Here is an 18,788-nt window from a genome sequence, read left to right as displayed (position 1 = left end):
GTATTTGAAGTCGCCTGTCAGGTTAGATAGAAAAAAGTAGTTCAAGTGAATTACTGAGGTTTCTCCAAATGCTTTTAAGTTACTGAATAATCATAATTCAAACGTATATGGTCACAATAAGAACATGGTGAGTTTTCATATAAAAAGCCGAGGCAATTGCATCGGCTTTTTATATTTGTCACGTATATTATTTTATTGTGGGTTACTTCCTCGTAATTGACTTTCGGCCATTTGAACAAGACGTTTTGTAATTTCGCCACCAACTGAACCGTTAGCACGAGAAGAAGCGTCTGGACCAAGATGTACTCCAAATTCAGATGCAATTTCATACTTCATTTGATCTAATGCATTTTCAGCACCTTGTACTAATAACTTATTACTGTTATTTCGATTACTTGCCATGTGAATTGCCTCCTTGATTTGTGAGTTTGTCACTGATAGTATTTATCAGTTGTTTATATTTTTCTTTAAAATTGATTATTTAAACTAGGGAAGTTTTGGGGAAATTAGTAGTCAAAAAAAGAGACAGCTAATTCGTTTTTTAGCTGTCTCTTCCTTATAGTTTAAAAACTGAAGGATATACTATCTATAAAAACTCATCCACTTCACTATAATCGACTTCTAAGTAATGTTCTGAGATGGTTTGTAATGATTTATGGCCCGATTGTTTAGCGATGGTTGGTAAATCTGCATGTTTTCGATGCATATGGGTAATTTGAGTCTTACGTAATGTGTATGGCGCAAACCCAAGCCATTCATGGATGAGTCGATTATAGCTACGTTCAGTAATCATCCGGTTTCGATAATTCCCCCAGCGATCAGCACCACCTACGAAGTAATCGGTTGGTTGAAGGTTAAACGTGTTGAGATATTTTTCAATGGCCTTTACACATTCTAACGTTAATCGTTTTTCTTTCATTTCCCCTTGTTTCTTCAACGTCACTAACACGGTTCGATGTGTTAAATCAAAGTCGGATACTTTTAAGCGCACCATTTCAGAAGGTCGGTTAGCGGTAATCAAATTTACAAAACAAATGGCACGTTTTCGGATATCTGCTTTTTTATTGGTATCGTATCGATTAATTAATTGAAGTACTTCTTCTTGCCGTTCAGCCCGAACGCCACGCATAGCTTTTAATCGAATATAGTCTTCCGTATTATACAGTTGACGAATCAACTTAATCCGCTTTTTCTGTTCTTCTGTTTGCGTTAAGTTCAACACATGCATTAAGTAAAATTGAACCCCTGCGAATCTCCTATTAAAAGTGGAAAGTTTGACTCTTTGATCCACAATGGAATGATGCAAATATTTTTCTAGGGCATCATAATCAGGTTTGCGATTTTCCACCTGACAAAATCGCAAGAATCGAGAAAAGTCAGGTCGGTACATGTCCAGTTTTTGATTAGATAAACTTTGAATACTTTCTTCTAACTTTTGGTCTGTCCGTAAACTAGTTAATGAAATAATTTGTTCGTTTTGCATTTTGAACTCACCTCACGTTTTGCAAAACTGGGGAAATTGTTTCTATCATTCTAACATTTTAAAAGTCTAAATAGGAAAGTATCTAAGATATTGTTTGGAGTTTCTTCTATTATATATTGTTAAAAAGAAGGCTTTTCACCATTTAACACCATTTGCTTCACTTCTTTAAATTTTGCTAGTAGTTCTTCGCCGCTTAGACCAGCCGCAACTAATTCCTCCAGTAAGTTCTCCGCAAAAGCTTCATCAACTTTTACAACGGGTTTAATTACTAGATGCCCCTCATGTAATTCAATCGTTACTTCCTCACCGATATTTAGCATGTCATAAAATTCTTTTGGAATGACTAAATGTCGCTGAGCTGAAACTTTGATAATTTTACTTTTAATCATTTCATTATTCATAAGTTATCATTCCTTATTTTTTATTTATTGGAATTAAATATATCATTAATTATAAATTATTATTGTGCATTTTAAATAATAATTTTAGTTTTTATTATTAGTAAATTTAAATAAAATAATTATTTCATAGTATTTATTTTTGATTAATTATATATTGTAAATGTTAATTTTAAATTTTATATTAATTATTTGATATAAAATAATAAGCAATAATACCTAATTAATTATAAATAATTAGATAATGAACAGTTATTCATTATCTAAAAAGCTTCCTTTTTAGACGTATAAAATGATTGAATAAAAATTTAAATATTACCAATTTATTTAAAGAAATAATATTAAAGTTTAAATTTTTTTGTTATTTAAAACTGTTAATTTATAATAATTACACAACATAAATAAATGATGTTTGAGAAAAAATCTAACGTAAATGATATTAAATTACTTTGTTCTTTAAAATTACTAATTTATAATTAGGCTACAAGTTAAATAAGTGAGGTTTTTAGAAATGAGTACACAGAAAAAAGTAAAAATATCGAAGCAACGTCAAATGACGATTCCAAAAGAATATTTTGATGCACTACAAATGCAGGATGAAGTAACAGTGGAATTGGTCGAAGGGGGGATACTAATCAAACCCGTTCATAAACTTCCAGAGGGGTTTGCGGAACAATTATTAGAGAGCCTAGTTGAAAAAGGGTTTAGTGGTCAAGAATTAGTAGAGAAGTTTAAAGAAGCTACACAATCAGCAGGCTGGTCGACTTTCAGTGTAACAGAGGAAAAAGACACTATATAATAGGAAGAAACTCATTGAATGAGGTGATGGTATTGGTTACCAACGAGCAATTAGAAAAAGTGAAAAAGCGTTTAATAGATCGTTTGAACCCGAAATTTATTCTTCTATTTGGATCGTACGCACGAAACACAGCAAATGATGAAAGCGATTTAGATATTGCTTTTTATACCGAGACACCATTATCAAATTATGACCGTTTTTTACTAGCGGGGGAATTAGCAACAATTATCAATAAGGATGTTGACCTTGTAAATTTACGAGAAGTAGATACCGTGTTCGCAGCTCTTATTTTTTCTAGTGGAGAATTACTATACTGTTCCGATGATAATACATTCTACCGAGAACGAATGAAGACTTTATCTATGTATGCTACGCTAAATGAACAACGTATAGAAATTCTTGAAGCTATTGAGAAAAGGGGGTCCGTGTATGGTGAACAATGATGTTATTTTAAATAAAATTGCAACAATAGAACGGTGTATAAAACGTGTTAAAGATGTATATGAGAATAATGCAGCTAATTTAAAAGATTTTACAAAACAAGATAGTATTATCTTAAACATTCAACGCGCTTGTGAGGCTTGTATTGATTTAGCTATGCATATTGTGAGTGAAAAGAAGCTAGGATTACCAAAAACAAGCCGGGATGCTTTTAAATTATTGTTGGATGCAAATATAATTGAGTCAAGATTAGCCTTTTCATTAATGAATATGGTAGGTTTTCGTAATATTGCCGTTCACGACTATCAATCAATTGAACTTGATATTCTTCAAGCCATCATTGAAAAGCATTTAGTTGATTTTACTGAATATACTCGTACAATCCTTTCTCTAAAGTAATTAATGAAAGCCCCCTCTCTAGAATAGAAAGGGGCTTTTATTAATCTCATTTTTTAACCTATATTGAAAGGTTTTTTATATTGGTAACTCTAACAAACTTGTCCAAAAAATATAAAAGTTATATAATAAATATATAATATTTATATAAAATAGAGAGAATTCACCTAAGGGGGATTGAGAATGAGCTATGTTATTTCTGTCATGAGTACAAAGGGTGGCGTTGGGAAGTCGACAGTATCGAAATTTTTAGCCATTACCTTTGAAGAAATGGGCAAAAGTGTGTGTGTTATTGACCTATGCCAAAATGGGAGTGTTTCCACTGGGTTTTTACGAGATCGTGACTCCTTTGAATATACGACATACGATTGGTTAACAGGCGCTTGTAAACCATCAGAAGTCATTCAACAATTTGAGCAGTCAGGTATTTACTTTATCCCGAGTAATGAAACGATTGATGATTTTGAACGTTATGCGGAAAAGAAATTCACTGCAGCGAAAAGACTTCATGCCATCAAAGAAAAAGTACTTCCATTAAAGCAAATGTTTGATGTGATCATTTTCGATACCCATCCATCTGAAAATAGTGATTTAGTGTCTTATGCCATTGCGGCGAGTAACTACTGTTTAATTCCACTAGAAACGGACCTCGATTCGGTTTTAGGAACAAAACGAAGCGTTGAAATTATTAAAGAATTTATGGATCTTCAAGAACTGGATTACGGCATTGTGCCAAACAAAGTGTCTCAAACGAATTTCAAATTGAAAAAGCAACTACAAAGCTTCTTAGAGGAATTAGAAGGAGAAGGAATTCCAAAAGAAAAGTTCTTATCGACGGTTCGTTATTCAGATGTGATTTCGAGTTCGAAAAATGAAAAAACATTGTTATCGGATTATAAGGAAAATAAATACGCGCAAAAAATCATGGGCGATTTCAAACAAGTCGCATCAGAAATTGATACAGTTTTAAATAAGGTAGGGGTGTAAAAGAATGAGTAAAAAAATTGACTTAAATGCGTTAGATGCTTTAGATCAAGCAGAATTTACGGAAGAAAAATCTGAAAAGAAGCGCCGAAATGTGACAGATCGCTTCAAAGAAGAAAAGCGAAAAACCGTAACTTCGATTTCTGTACCAACACCACTCTTCCAAGCTATTAGTGAATATTGCGAGAAAACAGGTATTTCAAAGGCATCCTTCTTCTCCCAAGCAGCTCGTGAAAAGCTAAAACGAGAAGATTTAGATACGGAATTTTAAAAATGACCCCGTAAATGTTAGATTAATAACGTTTACGGGGTCATTTATTTATTTACTTAAAAGAAGCATCGATTCTTCAAGAGTTGCCATGTTTTTCATCATTGAGCAAGCCGCATCTAGAATAGGGAAGGCTAGAGCTGCACCCGAACCTTCGCCTAGACGCATGTTCATCTGTAACATTGGTTCAATGTCTAGTAATTGAGCCGCAATTTTTGCACCAGGTTCTTCCGACATATGAGAAGGGATGATGTATTCCTTTACGTTTGGTTCAAGTTTGTAGGCAATTAACGCAGCGATTGTCGAGATATAACCATCGATTACAACTGGCACACGATTTGCGGCAGCTGCTAGAATCACACCAGCCATACCCCCAATTTCTAAACCACCGACTTTCGCTAAAATATCGATAGGGTCCTGAGGGTTTGGTTTGTTTAACGCGATTGCTTTACGAATTACCTCTGCTTTGTACTCAATGCCACCAGCACCAACACCAGCACCGAATCCTGTTACTTTAAGGGGATCGCAATTATGGATAACGGATAAAATGGCTGCACTTGGTGTTGTGTTGCCGATTCCCATCTCACCAGTACCAAGTAGGTTAATGCCATTTTTAATTTGTTCTGTTGCAACTTCGATACCGACTTCGATGGAACGGATGGCTTCTTCTCTTGTCATGGCAGGACCTTTTGCCATATTGTCTGTACCATATTTTACTTTCTTAATCAAGACACCTGCATCAGTTGGAAGATCTTCTTTCACACCAACATCGACCGTTACGACTTTTGCGTTCGTAATTTTGGCGATGGCACATACACCTGTTAAGCCTTTAGGAAAACTTAATGTTTGAAACACCGTTACGTTTTGTGGATTATTTGTAACGCCTTCCTCATAAACGCCATGATCGCCAGCCATTACAATCATGGCCTTTTGATCAATGTTAGGGAATAGCTCTCCCGTAATGCCAGATAGTTGAACCGCAAGAGATTCTAATTTTCCTAGACTTTGTGGTGGTTTACTAAGGGCATCCACACGTTCTCTTGCTTTTACCATCATGTCTTGGTCTACCGCTTGAATTTGTTGTAATGTTTGTTGTAATAATTCCATCGTTTCATTCTCCTTTTTGTAAATAGTCAAATAAAAAAAGCCTGCAGTTTATTCCATAACAAATAAACTACAGACTTTTCCATCGTCTATATGATTCTAAGTAGTTAGGCAGGTCTCCTGGCTCAAGTTCAACATTTCATAAAGCCTTCCCAGAATATTTCTAGTGGCATTTTTCTATGAAACTCACTTTTACAGTGGTGGGACCGCTAAAGATTTACACTTTATTCCCTATTCTCCCTTATCGGGCACCTAATACTTTTATGCAGTTAAATATAATTTACGCCGAAGATCACTATTCGTCAAGAGTGAGAAAAATAGAGTAGATGAATTTTTCTTAAATAGATGAAATACCTTTTCCACCTAATGTTGTTAGGGTACTGATTCTTTCCATGCCAGTAATGATGGGTTTCGCAAGACTTATTAATGTTTGAGTAACCTCAAGACTAAGAGATGCTTGATGAGCACTTTCATTAGTCCATACTTCAAAATCATAAACGGTATTTGGTTCATTTTCAGAAGTATTCACCAGATAGATTTCACATTCATCTAGATTCTTTATTGATTGTGCTGCTTCTAATAAAATATTAATCATGTTTTCTTTTTCGCTTTCTTGTACCGTAAACCTGTTCAATAAACTAAATTTGTTCATGCTAATCTCCTTTATTTTGACATCTTTTAAGTATTATATCGTTACGAGTTTCTCCTATATCTCTTCTATGTAGGTAAAATGAAAAAGAGGATATATGCTCATGTATTGAACATAGTATCCTCCTTTAGAGTATTTAAACGATAAAAGGTGTTTTTTAATATATTAGGGGAGCGCAAATTTACTTTTAAGGGGAGAGTAAATTTACACGTTTACTTTTATTAATTTTTCTAACTCAGTTCTTATATCATCAGGGATCGTTGTAGCTTTTAATTGCTCATTTTCAATACTTACCCATGCACGAACTTCATAACCTTCCGCTAATAGGGTATCATTGTCATAAAATGTATGACGTAGCTTAAATACTTTACTTTTCACGTACTCTACGTCCGTTTGAATCGTAATTGTGTGATGATAATAGCCAGGGGATTTGAACACACAATTCGCTTCAAGCAAAGGGGTAACAATGTTTTTTTCTTTTAAACTTCGAGTAGGATAATTGATGGTATTAAATAATTCATGGGTTGCGTTGTCCATCCAGCGATAATAGTTGGGGTAGTAGACTATACCGGCTGGGTCTGTGTCGCCAAACTGAATTTTAAACGAGTACTCCATCTTGACTACTCCTTTCTACTGTTTCTACAGACGTACCAAATACGGCACGTTCTAAAATTTCTGCAATGTCAAATGTGCTTACCGTGTCTTCTACTTCTTTTGCTTTTGTTCCATCTGTAAGCATTGTTAAGCAGAATGGGCAACCAGATGAAATGACGGATGCATTTGTTTGTAATGCTTGTTCTGTACGCGCTATGTTAATACGTGTACCAACATGATCTTCCATCCACATTAAGCCACCACCAGCTCCACAACACATCGCGTTTTCACGATTACGTTCCATTTCTACTAAGTTAACACCTGGAATTGAACGTAAGATTTCACGTGGTGGATCAAATACGTCATTGTATCGACCTAAGTAACAAGAATCATGGAAGACAATTGTCTCTTCCACTCGATGGTTCATCTGTAAGCGACCTTGCTTCACTAGGTCATACAATAATTCGGTATGGTGTAGTACTTCACCTTGCCAACCGAAGTCAGCGTATTCATTTTTGAAAATGTTATAAGCATGTGGGTCGATTGTAACGATTTTAGTGACTTCATACTTTTCAAATTCTTCAATGTTAGAAGTAGCTAGTTCTTGGAATAAAAACTCATTTCCTAAACGGCGTGGTGTGTCACCAGAGTTTTTCTCTTTATTCCCTAAGATAGCAAACTTCACGCCTGCTTCGTTCATTAATTTTGCAAAGGAACGTGCAATTTTTTGGGAACGATTATCGAATGATCCCATAGAACCTACCCAGAATAAGTATTCGAAGCCTTCACCTGATTTTTGAGCTTCTTTGACTGTTGGAATGTGGATTGTTTCATCCACTTCACGCCATTTTTCTTTTTCTTTACGATTTAATCCCCAAGGATTGCCTTGACGCTCAATGTTTGTCATCGCACGTTGTGCATCTGGGTTCATACGTCCTTCGGTCATCGTTAAGTAACGGCGTAAATCAATGATTTTATCCACGTGTTCATTCGCTACAGGGCATTGGTCTTCACAGTTACGACAAGTCGTACATGCCCAAATTTCTTCTTCTGTAATGACGTCGCCAATCAAACTAGGGAACTCCGTTGTTGCGGCGATTTCTCCAGCCGCTACGCCGGCCATTGCGATTTCAGGTGTTGAAGGAGTGAAAATGGATTTTGGGACCCAAGGATTTCTTGAAGTCATCGCTGCTCCTTTTTCAGTTAAATGGTCGCGCATCTTCACAATCAATTGCATCGGCGATAATGTTTTACCTGTTCCTGAAGCAGGACACATATTTGTACAACGACCACATTCAGCACAAGCATATAGGTCAATCAGTTGTTGTTGAGTAAAGTCTTCAATTTTCCCAACTCCAAATTCTTCTGCTTCTTCATCTTCAAAATCAATCTTTTTTAATCTGCCCACAGGGCCAACTTTTTTGAAGAAAATATTAAACAGCGCGAATAATTCGTGTGCTTGTTTTGATTGTGGCACAAATACCATGAACGAGAAGACAGTCACCATATGTACCCACCAGAATACATAGAACAGAACTGTTCCAGCCGTTGTGCCAATTCCTGAAAACAGGGATGCGATGGCACCTGAGATAGGTGCATAAGCAAGATTTGGTTCATGTCCTAACATAATGGCTTCAAAAGCAAGTGTTAGTAGGATAGAAGCCGTAAGAGTTGTTAGCGCGATATACACAAAGGCAGCTTTCCCATCACGCTTCCATTGTAATCGTGTTAACTTTTCACCGTATCTTCGGTAAAACCCATAGACTACAGCTAGCAACATTAAGAATGTTGCGACTTCTTGAAGTAGACTGAAATATTTATGGGCTTCGCCAAAAGGAAACTCATAGCCTTTAATAAATCCTTTAATGATAAGTTCAATAAGTCCGACTTGAATAATAAAGAATGTATAAAATAAGATTAAATGCATGAATCCACTCTTTTTGTCTTTAAACAATTTCTGCTGACCGAAGCCAATCGTTAAAACGGCATTTAATCGTTCTTTCAAATTCGGTTCAAACTCCGCTTTTTTTCCAAGCTTCACAAATAAATAACGCGTGTATAGAACTTGGGCAAACATATACACTGCATAGCCTGCGAATACTAGGAAGAGTAATAGATTGAGCAGTGATAACATTCTGTTTTCCCCCCAGTGTCATCGAATTAAAATTTACTTAAACAGAAAGCAGTAGGTTATTAAATTCTTCTGTTAATAGAGGAACGACTTCAAATAAATCTCCGACAATACCATAATCTGCAATCGAGAAGATATTGGCTTCTGGGTCTTTATTAATTGCAACAATAATTTTCGCGTTGGACATACCTGCAATGTGTTGAATCGCACCCGAAATACCACATGCAATGTAAAGATCTGGTGTTACAACTTTACCTGTTTGACCGATTTGTAGAGAATAGTCAGTATAGCCTGCATCACATGCCCCGCGAGATGCACCAACTGCACCGCCAAGAACGTCTGCTAGTTTTTGTAGCACGTCAAATCCTTCAGCAGATTTGACACCACGACCACCAGATACGATTACTTTAGCTTCCGATAAATCTACGCCACTTGTTGTTTTACGCACAATTTCTTTCACAACTGTACGTAGGTTTTGGATATCAACTTTTAATGAAGAAACGTTCACCGCTTTTGTTGTATCCTTTGGTAATGCCGCAATGTTATTTGGACGAACAGTAACAAATGTTAGACCTTCTGCTACTTCAACTGTTTCAAAGGCTTTACCAGAATAAATAGGACGAATAAATTGAGTAGTACCATTTTCAACTTCGATTCTTACAACATCTGAGATTAAGCCAGATTGTAGGCGAGAAGCTATTTTTGGTGATAAATCTTTTCCTTGTGAAGTATGACCAAATACTAATGCATCTGGCTTTTCTTGTTCGTATGCAGCTAGTACTGCTTGGCTAAAGCCGTCTGACGTATAAGATTGTAAATGTGGATGTTCGATTGTCACAACACGGTCTGCACCGGCAAATGCTAGTTCTGGTGCTAGATGTTCGATAGTAGAACCAATCAGCAATGCAACTACTTCGCCACCTTGAGCGATTTCTTTCGCAGCTGCAATGGCTTCAAAAGAGACATTACGTAAACTGTTTTCGCGTACTTCCGCTAAAATAAGCACTTTTTTAGTCATATCTTGTACCTCCGTTAATAATTATTGTTGAATATTTACTTTTGTACTTAATGTTTGAACAAGTTCTTTTACTTGTTCACTGATTTCACCTTCAAATATACGACCTGCTTGTTTAGTCGGAGGTAGAGTAATGTTTTTAACATTTGTTTTTCTTAAACTTCCATCTAGATCTAAATCATCTAATTCAATTTCTTTTAAAGGTTTTTTCTTCGCTTTCATAATCCCTGGCAAGGAAGGATAACGAGGCTCATTTAATCCTTGTTGCGTTGTTAAAACAAGAGGCAATTTTGTTTGTAATGTTTCAAGATCACCTTCGCTATCACGAACAACCTCAACATTTTCACCATCAATACTTACCTTCGTAACAGTAGTAATGCAGTTTAATTCTAGTAAATCGGCAACTCGTGGTCCGATTTGTCCTGTACCACCATCAACAGTTACATTTCCAGCTAAAATTAAATCGACTTCTTTATCTTCTAAATATTTCGCTAGAATAGTAGCTGTACCGTATTGGTCAATGTCATCTAAATCCTCTTCAACGTTGATTAAAACCGCTTCATCTGCACCCATCGCTAACGCTGTACGAAGTTGTTTTTCGGCTTCTTCTTCACCCACAGTTACAACCGTTACTTCGCCACCATGTGCATCCCGCAGTTGAATCGCTTCTTCAATGGCATACTCATCATATGGGTTAATAATAAACTCTACATTGCTATCTTGAATAATTCCGTTTGATAACGTAATTTTTTCTTCCGTATCAAAGGTACGTTTTAATAAAACAATTATTTTCATATTCTGAACTCCTTCTCTTTATTTATAGGAATGATCGAATTCCATCGAGATTATCTAATGATTCTAAACGAAGTAGTTCATCCGCAAATTGTTCAGCTTCAGATTGTGTTAAGACCGTTTGTACACAAGCGATAAACTTCTCGACTACTTCTTCCGTAGAAAGTGGGTTTTCAATGGAACCCTTTGGATGTGTGACACGCTCACTAATCATGTTTCCATCTGTTAATGTAATCGCCACTTCTATATAGCCTTCATCAATTGCGCTCGTTTCAACATAAATACTTGGATCTTCACGACGCTCAATTTTTTGAATAAGACGTTGCACATCTTCTCGTAGAACCGTTGAATCTTCAAAGCTACTAATATCAAGTTTTTGATCTAGTAAGATTAAAGAAATAGGGAATTCTAAACTAAATTTTGCCTCCAATCCAGTTTTTGGACGTTTATGAATCAGTGGGGCAAAGGCATTTACAGGTCCTGTTACCGTAATATTCCGAATTTTTTCTACATCAATACCATGCGCGAGTAGGCGAGTAGTGCCATCGATTGCACGGTGTGAGCCATAACAGCAAGGATACTTTTTCAACGTTAATTTTGTTTCAAGAAGTTCGACCCGTTCACCAATTTCCTTTGTTATATATGGCTCGCTATCTTTTACATAAAGTTTAAACAAACCAAGAGGAGCTTCTAGAGAATGACGGTCTGCAGTAAAGCCTTTTTTCGCTAATTTTGCAGCTGTAATACCCGAATGCGCCGCTTTTCCTGCGTGGAATGGTTTTGTCATCGTACCAAAGTTTTGGCGTGTACCACTCACATGGGAAACGGCAATTCCTAATGCATTTTCGATTTGTTCAACGTTCAACTTATATAATGAAGCAACTGCTGCGGTACAACCTAACACACCATTTGTAGCAGTGCCATGCCAACCGATATGATAATGGTTATACGTTAAAATACGTCCAATATAACCCATCACTTCTAGACCGATGAAGTAGGCAGTGATTAACTCTTTACCACTTGCATTGACTTCTTCACCAGCCGCTAAGATAGCAGGAACTAGGGAAGCACTTGGGTGGGCATGAGTTGACTTTGCATTTAAGTCATCAAAGTCTAATGCATGGGCCATTGTTCCATTCGCTAAAGCAGTTAAAGTTGCGGAGGATTTCAATCCAGATTTGCCCCAAACTGTTGCGTTTTCCTTTCCGCCTTCTTCTTGAAGAAAATCCCAAAGTATTTGAACACTTTCTTCTTTTACGCCGGCAAAGGCAACACCGATTGTATCAATAAATGCATTTTTAATAATTTGAATGGCTTCTGCCGGGATATCTTGAAATTGTGTTGTTGCGATATATTGTGCTACGGAAGTGGTTAGTTGTTTTTGTGCCACATTCTGCAAATCCTTCACTCCAATCATTCAATTATGCGAAATGAGGCAGAACCTAGTGCAATGAGTTGACCTGCGTCATTAAAAACTTCTCCATTTGCTACTGCTAATGTTCGCCCTTTATGTTTGATATGTCCTTTCCCAGTTAACATTTTACCTTGACCGGGGAGGACGTAGTGGATCGTTAAATCTGTTGTAACGATTTTCTGTCCTTCTGAAAGAATTGATGCGACAGCTGAACCAGTTGCCACATCGATTAAGGTTGCAATGACACCACCTTGTACATTTCCACCAAAATTCAATACTTCTTTTTGAACAGGGATTGTTACTTCAGATTTACCATCGGCTGATAAGGTTACTTTTAAGGAGATATGCTCCCAAAATGGACTGATGTATTCCGATGTCATCGCCCCCGATTCGTTTTATTCACCTTTATAGTCTGGTTTACGTTTTTCTGCAAACGCTTGACGACCTTCAATACGGTCTTTTGTATCACGTAACATACCCCATGCTAAGTTTTCTAGGGCCATACCTTGTTCTAATGTCATTTCTAAACCTTCTGTTACAGCCATTTTAACAGCACGAACAGATAATGGTGCATTTTCACAAATTTTCTCTGCTAATTCGAATGCGCGATCTAGTAATGCTTCATTTGGCACTACCTCTGTGATTAAGCCTAGACGATATGCTTCTTCTGCAGGTAAGCGCTCAGCAGTTAATAACATTTTCATTGCTGCACCATAAGGGATACGGCGTGCAATACGTTGTGTACCACCTAAACCTGGCATACTACCAATCTTAACTTCTGTTAATCCATAAGAAGATGACTCTGATCCAATAATGAAATCACACATTAAAGCCATTTCTAATCCGCCACCTAAACAATAACCGTTAACAGCCGCAATAATTGGTTTGTATTGTTTAAATGGAGGTACGAAGTCTCTTTTTCCTAATCCATTTAAAGTGATTTGTGCAAAGCTTTCTTTTGGAGGCATTGTTTTCTTTAAATCAGAACCTGTACAGAATGCTTTTTCACCAGTACCTGTGAAAATCGCTACCCAAAGGTCTGGGTCATTCTGAAAATCTGTCCAAGCTTCACGTAATTCTACTTCTGTTTCTGGATCAATAGAGTTCATTGCCTCTGGACGGTTTAATTGAATAAGTGCGATTCTTCCTCGTTTTTCATAAATTAAAGCCATATTATATACTTCCTTCCTATATAAATAAGTGTTTTCGTTTTTTGATTTCTTCTTCTGACATGCCTAAAATTTCTTTAAGAACGTCCTCTGTATCTGCTCCAATCATTGGTGCAGCTTTTGTTGGTTCTACAGGCGTTTCAGACATTTTAAATGGGGCGTTATTGTATAGGGTTTCGCCCATTTCTGGATGATTCAATGTAATTAAGTGGTTACGAGCTTTTAACTGTTTGTCATATTCCACTAAATCTTTAGCTGTTTGTATAATACCAGCTGGGATTTTTAACGCTTGCAATTGTTCGAAAATTTCTTCTGGCGTATGCCGCTTTGTCCACTCGGTAATAATGGCGTCAATTTGTTTAATATTTTTAAGTCTAACTTCCTTATTTTTAATATTCTGAATTTTAAAGATAGGACGTAAATGAGGGATATTGATTAATGCTTCCCATTGTTCCTCTGTTTCGCAGGAGATAACACACCAGCGATCTTCACCTTGACATGGATACGCGTTATTTGGAATAGCCTCAGGTACAAAGTTTCCTTTTCGTATTGGTGAGGTATTGTTATTTGCAGCTTCTAAAACGGCTACTGCCAATACATTTAAGGCAGACTCTGTTTGGGCTAATTCTAAGTATTGGCCTTTGCCTGTTTTGTTACGGTAGCGAATGGCAGACATTATCGCAAAAGCACCATGTGTTGGATTTGGTACGTGGTCAGGATAATTGGTACCTGTTCCAATCGGCTCACGATTTTCTAGTCCTGTCAGATGATTTAATCCAATTAGCGCATTCATCATCGCTCCGAACCCTGAGTAATCTTTATGTGGGCCAGTTGTTCCTTGCATGGGCATACTCATGAAAATAATATCTGGTTTCACTTCTTTTAAGACTTCATATCCAAGTCCCCAACGTTCAAGCGTACCAGCCGTGAAGCTATTCGTTACAACATCCGCTTTAGCGACTAGTTGCTTAATAATTTCCTTTGATTCTTCTTGTTTCATATCAAGTGTGAAACTTTTTTTACTCGTATTTCGATTAGCAAAGTAACCACTACGATTAATGCCTTTAATACCGTCTTTTAAAGGTGGCATAAAGCGTAACACATCAGGACGTTTTTCAGATTCGATTTTAATAACTTCTGCTCCGGCATCGGCTAATATTTTTGTCGTATATGGTCCCGCACCAACCCATGTAAAGTCTACAATTCGAATTCCTTCTAAGGGACGACGAGTCATTGTTTGATTCCCTCCTTTAGATGAGCTGCATACTGCGGTAAAATTTCTTCTGTATGTTGGCCATATTTAGGAGCAGGAGTGCGTAAAGACCATTCCATTTCCGTGAATAAATATGGAGGACCTGAATAAATTACTGGTTTTTCGATATCTTCGTGTTTTAATTGTTTGAAGAAATCCCTTGCGATTAATTGTGGGTTTGTTAAAACGTCTGGCAATTCGTTTACTGGACAAATCGGTACTTTTCTTTTTTGACCTTCTTCATACAGGTAAAGTTTTGTACTGGCTGCAGCAAATTTTGTGAATAGATTCATGAATATTTCGCGTGCCTCTGTTGTTGCGCGCCATTCATGATCTTGCCATTTTGGATCGTTTAATGATTCCGCACCTTCAACACCTGACTCAATCATCCAATTCACAAGATTTTGCCAACCACCTGCATTTGATAAACCAGCAGTCATAATGTAAACCAAACCATCTGCACATGGGTATAATCCCCAACCAGCTTGACGATCTTCTGCACCAGTTCGTGCTCGAACAACGTTTTCTAAGTCATAAAACTGAATTGCATTTTCCAATGCCATCGCAACACTTTCTTGCATGGATACATCAATATATTGACCAATGCCATTTTGATCGCGATACATAAGAGCTAATAACGTGCCAACTGCCGCAAATAATGATGTTGCAAAATAACCTTGATTTCCGTATGGACGTAGTGGGGAAGTATCAGGGTAACCACCTAAATACATTAATCCACCCATTGCAACACCAACTAAATCATTGGCTACATAATCTTTATAAGGACCAGTCTGACCAAACGGTGTAATCGCAGTCATTATTAGTTTTGGATTAATGGCTTTCAACGTTTCATAGTCTAGCCCTAAACTTGCTAGATAACCAGGTGCGAAATTTTCAACAATAATGTCGTAGTCTTTTACTAACTCTTTTACGAGTGCTTGTCCTTCTTCCGTTTCGATATCTAATGCGATGGATTTTTTATTTGTATTTAAGTAGAAGTAATACAAACTCGTTTCATTGCTTTTGATATTTTGATAAAATGGACCCTTTTGTCGAGTTGAATCGCCTTGAGGTGGTTCTACTTTAACAACTTCTGCCCCTAAATCCGCAAATAGCTTTGTAGAATACCCGCCCATTTCAGTTGTAAAATCTAAAATCTTCACATCGCTAAATACAAACGACTCCAACTAGCTCCCTCCTTTATGTTATAGATCATAGATTTTCATCTTGTTATACAATGTCGATAAGGAAATTTTTAAAATATCCGCTGCTTGTTTTTTCCCTTCTAACGTGTTTCCACATATACGGAGTGTTCGTTCAATAATTTCCTTTTCTGCATCTGCTAAGGATGTTAATTTTTGTTCAGCTTTTTCTACGTAAGAGGAGGGTAAAGCACCTAATACATAGTGTTTCGTCACAATACTTCGTTCAGCTAGAAACAGTTTTTCGATAAATTGTTGTAGTTCGATTAAATTACCGGGCCATTCGTAGTTACTTAGAACGTCAATCGCTTCTTTTTCAATTTTGATACGTTGACACATTTTTCGTTGACTCGCTTGTTTGATAAACAAACTTACAAAACTACTAATTTCTTGTTTTCGTTCTGCCAGGGGAGGAATAACGACATATTGATCGATGAGTTTATATAGCCCGCAACAAATAAAACCATTTTTATAGCTTTCGTTTAAATCATGTTCCAATGAAATGATAAAACGCATTTTATGACGCATATTTAGCTGGTCAAAAAATAACTCTAATAGTTCTTGCTGAAGATCAAAGGAAAGCCAATCTATATGGTGAATATATAATGTTCCATTTTGTAATAGTTGTGATAACAAATTTTCTGGCAACGTCGAAATGATTTGTAACACATCTCGAATATCTTGTTCGGTCATTGTTTTACAATCGATTTGTAAGAAATACCCGTCACTTGCCACATCTTGTTGATGAATCCATTGAGAAAGGTGTCTTTTTCCTACACCTTGTGTCCCGCAAATAGCTATTGGAAGTTGTTCCATAGCCATTTGCTGAGCCCAAATTTTAATATCACGCATTACAGGATTAAAGGTGATAAAATCTCTTACTAGTTGTTTTTTGTTAAATAAGTAATGGTGTAATGTAATCATTTCTTTTAAATGAAGCTCAACGCTTTGAAGATTTTCCTTCAAATGCTTGTTTTGTAGTAAGCGTATTGGAATATTATAAGAGTGAAGTAAATCACGCTCTTCATCATCTCTTTGAAAATCTATCTCTTTACGAGTACTAGAGAATAGATGTACCTTACCTTGAAGTGAGTTCATCTGTAGTAGAGGTATATAAAATTCGTTTTCCATTCTTTAACCCTCCACTCTTAAAATAATAATCTCTTAAACTGAAGGTGCTGCGAATAAACTTTTACCGCCGCATGCATACATTACTTGACCAGTAATATAATGCGCTTCTCTTGCTGCGAAGAATTGTGCTACATTTGCGATATCTTCCACAGAACCAAGTTGTCCAGATGGTTGTGCTTTGATTAAACGTTCTTTTACTTCATCGTTTAACTGTTCAAATAATGGTGTGCGAATTAAACCAGGTGCGATACAGTTTACTGTGATACCGTATTTACCAAGCTCGATTGCTAATGAACGAGTTAAGCTGACAACGCCACCCTTTGAAGCTGCATAGTTTGCTTGTGCAAACCAACCTAACCATGCACGAGAAGCGATGTTAATAATGCGACCGAATTGTTGTTCACGCATAAATTCAGCGGCGATTTTTGAACAGTTAAATGTTCCTTTTAAGTTCACAACGATAACAAGATCCCAATCTTGTTCTGACATGTTTTTAATACTTTTATCGCGTTCGATACCAGCGTTATTGATTAACACATCTACGCGTCCAAAAGTATCTACTGCAGTTTGGAATAGATTACGTACTTCGTCTAACTTCGTGATGTTTGCAACAACACCAATTGCTTCAGTGCCACTTTCTCTAAGTTCGGCAACTGCTTGATCTACACGTTCTTGGTCTAAGTCATTGATAACAATTTTTGCGCCTTCTTTGGCAAAGGCTTTTGCTGTACCAAAGCCAATACCTCCAGCTGATCCTGTAATGACAACTACTTGATTTTGAATATCCACCTGAATACCTCCTATACAGATAATGAAGAAAATAAACTTTTACCGCCGCAAACAAATAATGTTTGACCTGTTACATAGCTTGATTTATCGGAAGCTAAAAACGCTACACTATAGCCAATATCTTTTGGTTCACCCACTGATTTTGTTGGTTGTAATTTCATTAAGTTTTCTTTACCTTCTTCAGGAATTTGTTCGAATAATGGTGTGCGAATAATTCCAGGGCAAACTGTGTTTACTGTAATTTGATATTTTGCTAGTTCCAAAGCTAACGTACGAGATAAACTCACCACACCGCCTTTTGAAGCAGAATAGTTTGCTTGTCCTTTAAAGCCTAACCACGCACGAGAAGAGATATTGATAATTCGACCATAATTTTGTTTAATCATGTGGAATGAAGCTGCCTGACATGTTAAGAATGTTCCTTTTAAGTTCACATCAAGTACGCTATCCCAATCTGCTTCTGTTAAATTACGAATTGTTTTATCTTTCGCAATTCCTGCATTGTTTACTAAAATATCAATCTTACCTAATTGTTCTACTGTGTTATCAATTAAGTGTTTTGCTTCTTCTGGTTTTGTAATATCCGCTTTAATGCCGATTGCTGTTCCTTCTCCGAATTCCGCGTTTAAACTTGCAACTGTTTCTTCAATACGTTGTTCGTTTACGTCATTGATGACAACTTTTGCACCTTGTTTTGCTAACTCTATTGCAATTCCAGCTCCAATACCTTGGCCTGAGCCAGTAATGACTGCAACTCGATCCTTTACTGTCATGTCA

At 36.7% G+C, this 18,788-nt stretch carries 22 protein-coding genes and 1 riboswitch; of the genes, 5 read left to right on the top strand and 17 right to left on the bottom strand.

What is annotated here, in order from left to right; genetic code table 11:
* Positions 1-192: 192 nt before the first annotated feature.
* From NKR20_RS18835 to NKR20_RS18825, 3 genes are all read right to left on the bottom strand, one after another.
* A complete protein-coding gene (locus NKR20_RS18835) occupies positions 193-402 on the bottom strand; it encodes an alpha/beta-type small acid-soluble spore protein (protein ID WP_253428414.1) in 210 nt (69 codons plus the stop codon).
* Positions 403-586: 184 nt separating this feature from the next.
* Positions 587-1,483 (bottom strand): tyrosine-type recombinase/integrase, encoded by an 897-nt coding sequence (locus NKR20_RS18830; RefSeq protein WP_253428412.1) that lies wholly within the window; start codon positions 1,481-1,483, stop codon positions 587-589.
* A gap of 119 nt (positions 1,484-1,602) precedes the next feature.
* Positions 1,603-1,884 (bottom strand): AbrB/MazE/SpoVT family DNA-binding domain-containing protein, encoded by a 282-nt coding sequence (locus tag NKR20_RS18825; RefSeq protein ID WP_253428410.1) that lies wholly within the window; start codon positions 1,882-1,884, stop codon positions 1,603-1,605.
* 508 nt (positions 1,885-2,392) lie between these two features.
* Here NKR20_RS18825 and NKR20_RS18820 point away from each other — a divergent pair.
* The 5 genes from NKR20_RS18820 to NKR20_RS18800 all read left to right on the top strand — a co-directional run bounded on the left by NKR20_RS18820 (position 2,393) and on the right by NKR20_RS18800 (position 4,772).
* Positions 2,393-2,680, top strand: a complete 288-nt coding sequence (locus tag NKR20_RS18820) for an AbrB/MazE/SpoVT family DNA-binding domain-containing protein (RefSeq protein WP_253428408.1) — start codon at positions 2,393-2,395, stop codon at positions 2,678-2,680.
* 23 nt (positions 2,681-2,703) lie between these two features.
* A complete protein-coding gene (mntA, locus tag NKR20_RS18815; RefSeq protein WP_253428576.1) occupies positions 2,704-3,123 on the top strand; it encodes a type VII toxin-antitoxin system MntA family adenylyltransferase antitoxin in 420 nt (139 codons plus the stop codon).
* Complete coding sequence (gene hepT / locus NKR20_RS18810; protein WP_253428574.1) at positions 3,113-3,520, top strand: type VII toxin-antitoxin system HepT family RNase toxin; 408 nt, start codon at positions 3,113-3,115, stop codon at positions 3,518-3,520. The genes mntA and hepT overlap by 11 nt, the downstream gene beginning before the upstream one ends.
* A gap of 180 nt (positions 3,521-3,700) precedes the next feature.
* A complete protein-coding gene (locus NKR20_RS18805) occupies positions 3,701-4,504 on the top strand; it encodes a ParA family protein (protein ID WP_253428406.1) in 804 nt (267 codons plus the stop codon).
* A gap of 4 nt (positions 4,505-4,508) precedes the next feature.
* Positions 4,509-4,772 carry a hypothetical protein gene (locus NKR20_RS18800; RefSeq protein WP_253428404.1) on the top strand — a complete coding sequence of 88 codons (264 nt, stop codon included), beginning with the start codon at positions 4,509-4,511 and terminating at the stop codon, positions 4,770-4,772.
* Between the two features lie 48 nt (positions 4,773-4,820).
* Here the strand turns inward: NKR20_RS18800 and cobT are convergent, their stop codons facing one another.
* The 14 genes from cobT to NKR20_RS18730 form a co-directional block, all read right to left on the bottom strand.
* A complete protein-coding gene (cobT, locus tag NKR20_RS18795) occupies positions 4,821-5,876 on the bottom strand; it encodes a nicotinate-nucleotide--dimethylbenzimidazole phosphoribosyltransferase (protein ID WP_253428402.1) in 1,056 nt (351 codons plus the stop codon).
* Between the two features lie 90 nt (positions 5,877-5,966).
* Positions 5,967-6,144: riboswitch (cobalamin riboswitch) on the bottom strand.
* Positions 6,145-6,210: 66 nt separating this feature from the next.
* Positions 6,211-6,507, bottom strand: a complete 297-nt coding sequence (locus NKR20_RS18790) for a putative quinol monooxygenase (protein WP_253428400.1) — start codon at positions 6,505-6,507, stop codon at positions 6,211-6,213.
* Positions 6,508-6,726: 219 nt separating this feature from the next.
* Positions 6,727-7,137 (bottom strand): acyl-CoA thioesterase, encoded by a 411-nt coding sequence (locus NKR20_RS18785; protein WP_253428398.1) that lies wholly within the window; start codon positions 7,135-7,137, stop codon positions 6,727-6,729.
* Positions 7,121-9,250, bottom strand: coding sequence for a heterodisulfide reductase-related iron-sulfur binding cluster (locus NKR20_RS18780; protein WP_253428397.1), 2,130 nt, complete (start codon positions 9,248-9,250; stop codon positions 7,121-7,123). The genes NKR20_RS18785 and NKR20_RS18780 overlap by 17 nt, the downstream gene beginning before the upstream one ends.
* Positions 9,251-9,287: 37 nt before the next feature.
* Positions 9,288-10,265 (bottom strand): electron transfer flavoprotein subunit alpha/FixB family protein, encoded by a 978-nt coding sequence (locus tag NKR20_RS18775; RefSeq protein WP_253428395.1) that lies wholly within the window; start codon positions 10,263-10,265, stop codon positions 9,288-9,290.
* A gap of 21 nt (positions 10,266-10,286) precedes the next feature.
* Entirely contained in the window at positions 10,287-11,057 is a 771-nt protein-coding gene (locus tag NKR20_RS18770; protein WP_253428393.1) for an electron transfer flavoprotein subunit beta/FixA family protein, read from the bottom strand.
* A gap of 22 nt (positions 11,058-11,079) precedes the next feature.
* The gene (locus NKR20_RS18765; protein WP_253428572.1) at positions 11,080-12,444 is read right to left on the bottom strand and encodes an MmgE/PrpD family protein; all 1,365 of its coding nucleotides are present in this window, start codon (positions 12,442-12,444) and stop codon (positions 11,080-11,082) included.
* 23 nt (positions 12,445-12,467) lie between these two features.
* Positions 12,468-12,848: a PaaI family thioesterase gene (locus NKR20_RS18760; protein ID WP_253428391.1), complete on the bottom strand. Its 381-nt coding sequence runs from the start codon at positions 12,846-12,848 to the stop codon at positions 12,468-12,470.
* Positions 12,849-12,863: 15 nt separating this feature from the next.
* Complete coding sequence (locus NKR20_RS18755; protein ID WP_253428389.1) at positions 12,864-13,640, bottom strand: enoyl-CoA hydratase/isomerase family protein; 777 nt, start codon at positions 13,638-13,640, stop codon at positions 12,864-12,866.
* A 16-nt stretch (positions 13,641-13,656) separates the two neighbouring features.
* Entirely contained in the window at positions 13,657-14,871 is a 1,215-nt protein-coding gene (locus NKR20_RS18750) for a CaiB/BaiF CoA transferase family protein (protein ID WP_253428387.1), read from the bottom strand.
* Positions 14,868-16,076 carry a CaiB/BaiF CoA transferase family protein gene (locus tag NKR20_RS18745; protein ID WP_253428385.1) on the bottom strand — a complete coding sequence of 403 codons (1,209 nt, stop codon included), beginning with the start codon at positions 16,074-16,076 and terminating at the stop codon, positions 14,868-14,870. Before NKR20_RS18745 ends, NKR20_RS18750 begins: the two co-directional genes overlap by 4 nt.
* A gap of 18 nt (positions 16,077-16,094) precedes the next feature.
* A complete protein-coding gene (locus tag NKR20_RS18740; RefSeq protein ID WP_253428383.1) occupies positions 16,095-17,222 on the bottom strand; it encodes an AAA-type ATPase lid domain-containing protein in 1,128 nt (375 codons plus the stop codon).
* Between the two features lie 33 nt (positions 17,223-17,255).
* Entirely contained in the window at positions 17,256-18,011 is a 756-nt protein-coding gene (locus NKR20_RS18735; protein ID WP_253428381.1) for an SDR family NAD(P)-dependent oxidoreductase, read from the bottom strand.
* Positions 18,012-18,022: 11 nt separating this feature from the next.
* Positions 18,023-18,784, bottom strand: a complete 762-nt coding sequence (locus NKR20_RS18730) for an SDR family NAD(P)-dependent oxidoreductase (RefSeq protein WP_253428379.1) — start codon at positions 18,782-18,784, stop codon at positions 18,023-18,025.
* Positions 18,785-18,788: the final 4 nt, after the last annotated feature.

It is taken from the genome of Ureibacillus endophyticus (assembly GCF_024159215.1).
GTDB lineage: Bacteria > Bacillota > Bacilli > Bacillales_A > Planococcaceae > Ureibacillus > Ureibacillus endophyticus.
Note: the sequence above shows the minus strand (reverse complement) of the source record. Positions and strands in the feature narration are given on the sequence as shown.

What these genes read in the sequence shown, in the direction of transcription:
- NKR20_RS18835 (WP_253428414.1), bottom strand. Translation starts at nt 402, where the DNA reads ATGGCAAGTAATCGAAATAACAGTAATAAGTTATTAGTACAAGGTGCT.
- NKR20_RS18830 (WP_253428412.1), bottom strand. Translation starts at nt 1,483, where the DNA reads ATGCAAAACGAACAAATTATTTCATTAACTAGTTTACGGACAGACCAA.
- NKR20_RS18825 (WP_253428410.1), bottom strand. Translation starts at nt 1,884, where the DNA reads ATGAATAATGAAATGATTAAAAGTAAAATTATCAAAGTTTCAGCTCAG.
- NKR20_RS18820 (WP_253428408.1), top strand. Translation starts at nt 2,393, where the DNA reads ATGAGTACACAGAAAAAAGTAAAAATATCGAAGCAACGTCAAATGACG.
- NKR20_RS18805 (WP_253428406.1), top strand. Translation starts at nt 3,701, where the DNA reads ATGAGCTATGTTATTTCTGTCATGAGTACAAAGGGTGGCGTTGGGAAG.
- NKR20_RS18800 (WP_253428404.1), top strand. Translation starts at nt 4,509, where the DNA reads ATGAGTAAAAAAATTGACTTAAATGCGTTAGATGCTTTAGATCAAGCA.
- cobT (WP_253428402.1), bottom strand. Translation starts at nt 5,876, where the DNA reads ATGGAATTATTACAACAAACATTACAACAAATTCAAGCGGTAGACCAA.
- NKR20_RS18785 (WP_253428398.1), bottom strand. Translation starts at nt 7,137, where the DNA reads ATGGAGTACTCGTTTAAAATTCAGTTTGGCGACACAGACCCAGCCGGT.
- NKR20_RS18780 (WP_253428397.1), bottom strand. Translation starts at nt 9,250, where the DNA reads ATGTTATCACTGCTCAATCTATTACTCTTCCTAGTATTCGCAGGCTAT.
- NKR20_RS18775 (WP_253428395.1), bottom strand. Translation starts at nt 10,265, where the DNA reads ATGACTAAAAAAGTGCTTATTTTAGCGGAAGTACGCGAAAACAGTTTA.
- NKR20_RS18770 (WP_253428393.1), bottom strand. Translation starts at nt 11,057, where the DNA reads ATGAAAATAATTGTTTTATTAAAACGTACCTTTGATACGGAAGAAAAA.
- NKR20_RS18760 (WP_253428391.1), bottom strand. Translation starts at nt 12,848, where the DNA reads ATGACATCGGAATACATCAGTCCATTTTGGGAGCATATCTCCTTAAAA.
- NKR20_RS18755 (WP_253428389.1), bottom strand. Translation starts at nt 13,640, where the DNA reads ATGGCTTTAATTTATGAAAAACGAGGAAGAATCGCACTTATTCAATTA.
- NKR20_RS18750 (WP_253428387.1), bottom strand. Translation starts at nt 14,871, where the DNA reads ATGACTCGTCGTCCCTTAGAAGGAATTCGAATTGTAGACTTTACATGG.
- NKR20_RS18740 (WP_253428383.1), bottom strand. Translation starts at nt 17,222, where the DNA reads ATGGAAAACGAATTTTATATACCTCTACTACAGATGAACTCACTTCAA.
- NKR20_RS18730 (WP_253428379.1), bottom strand. Translation starts at nt 18,784, where the DNA reads ATGACAGTAAAGGATCGAGTTGCAGTCATTACTGGCTCAGGCCAAGGT.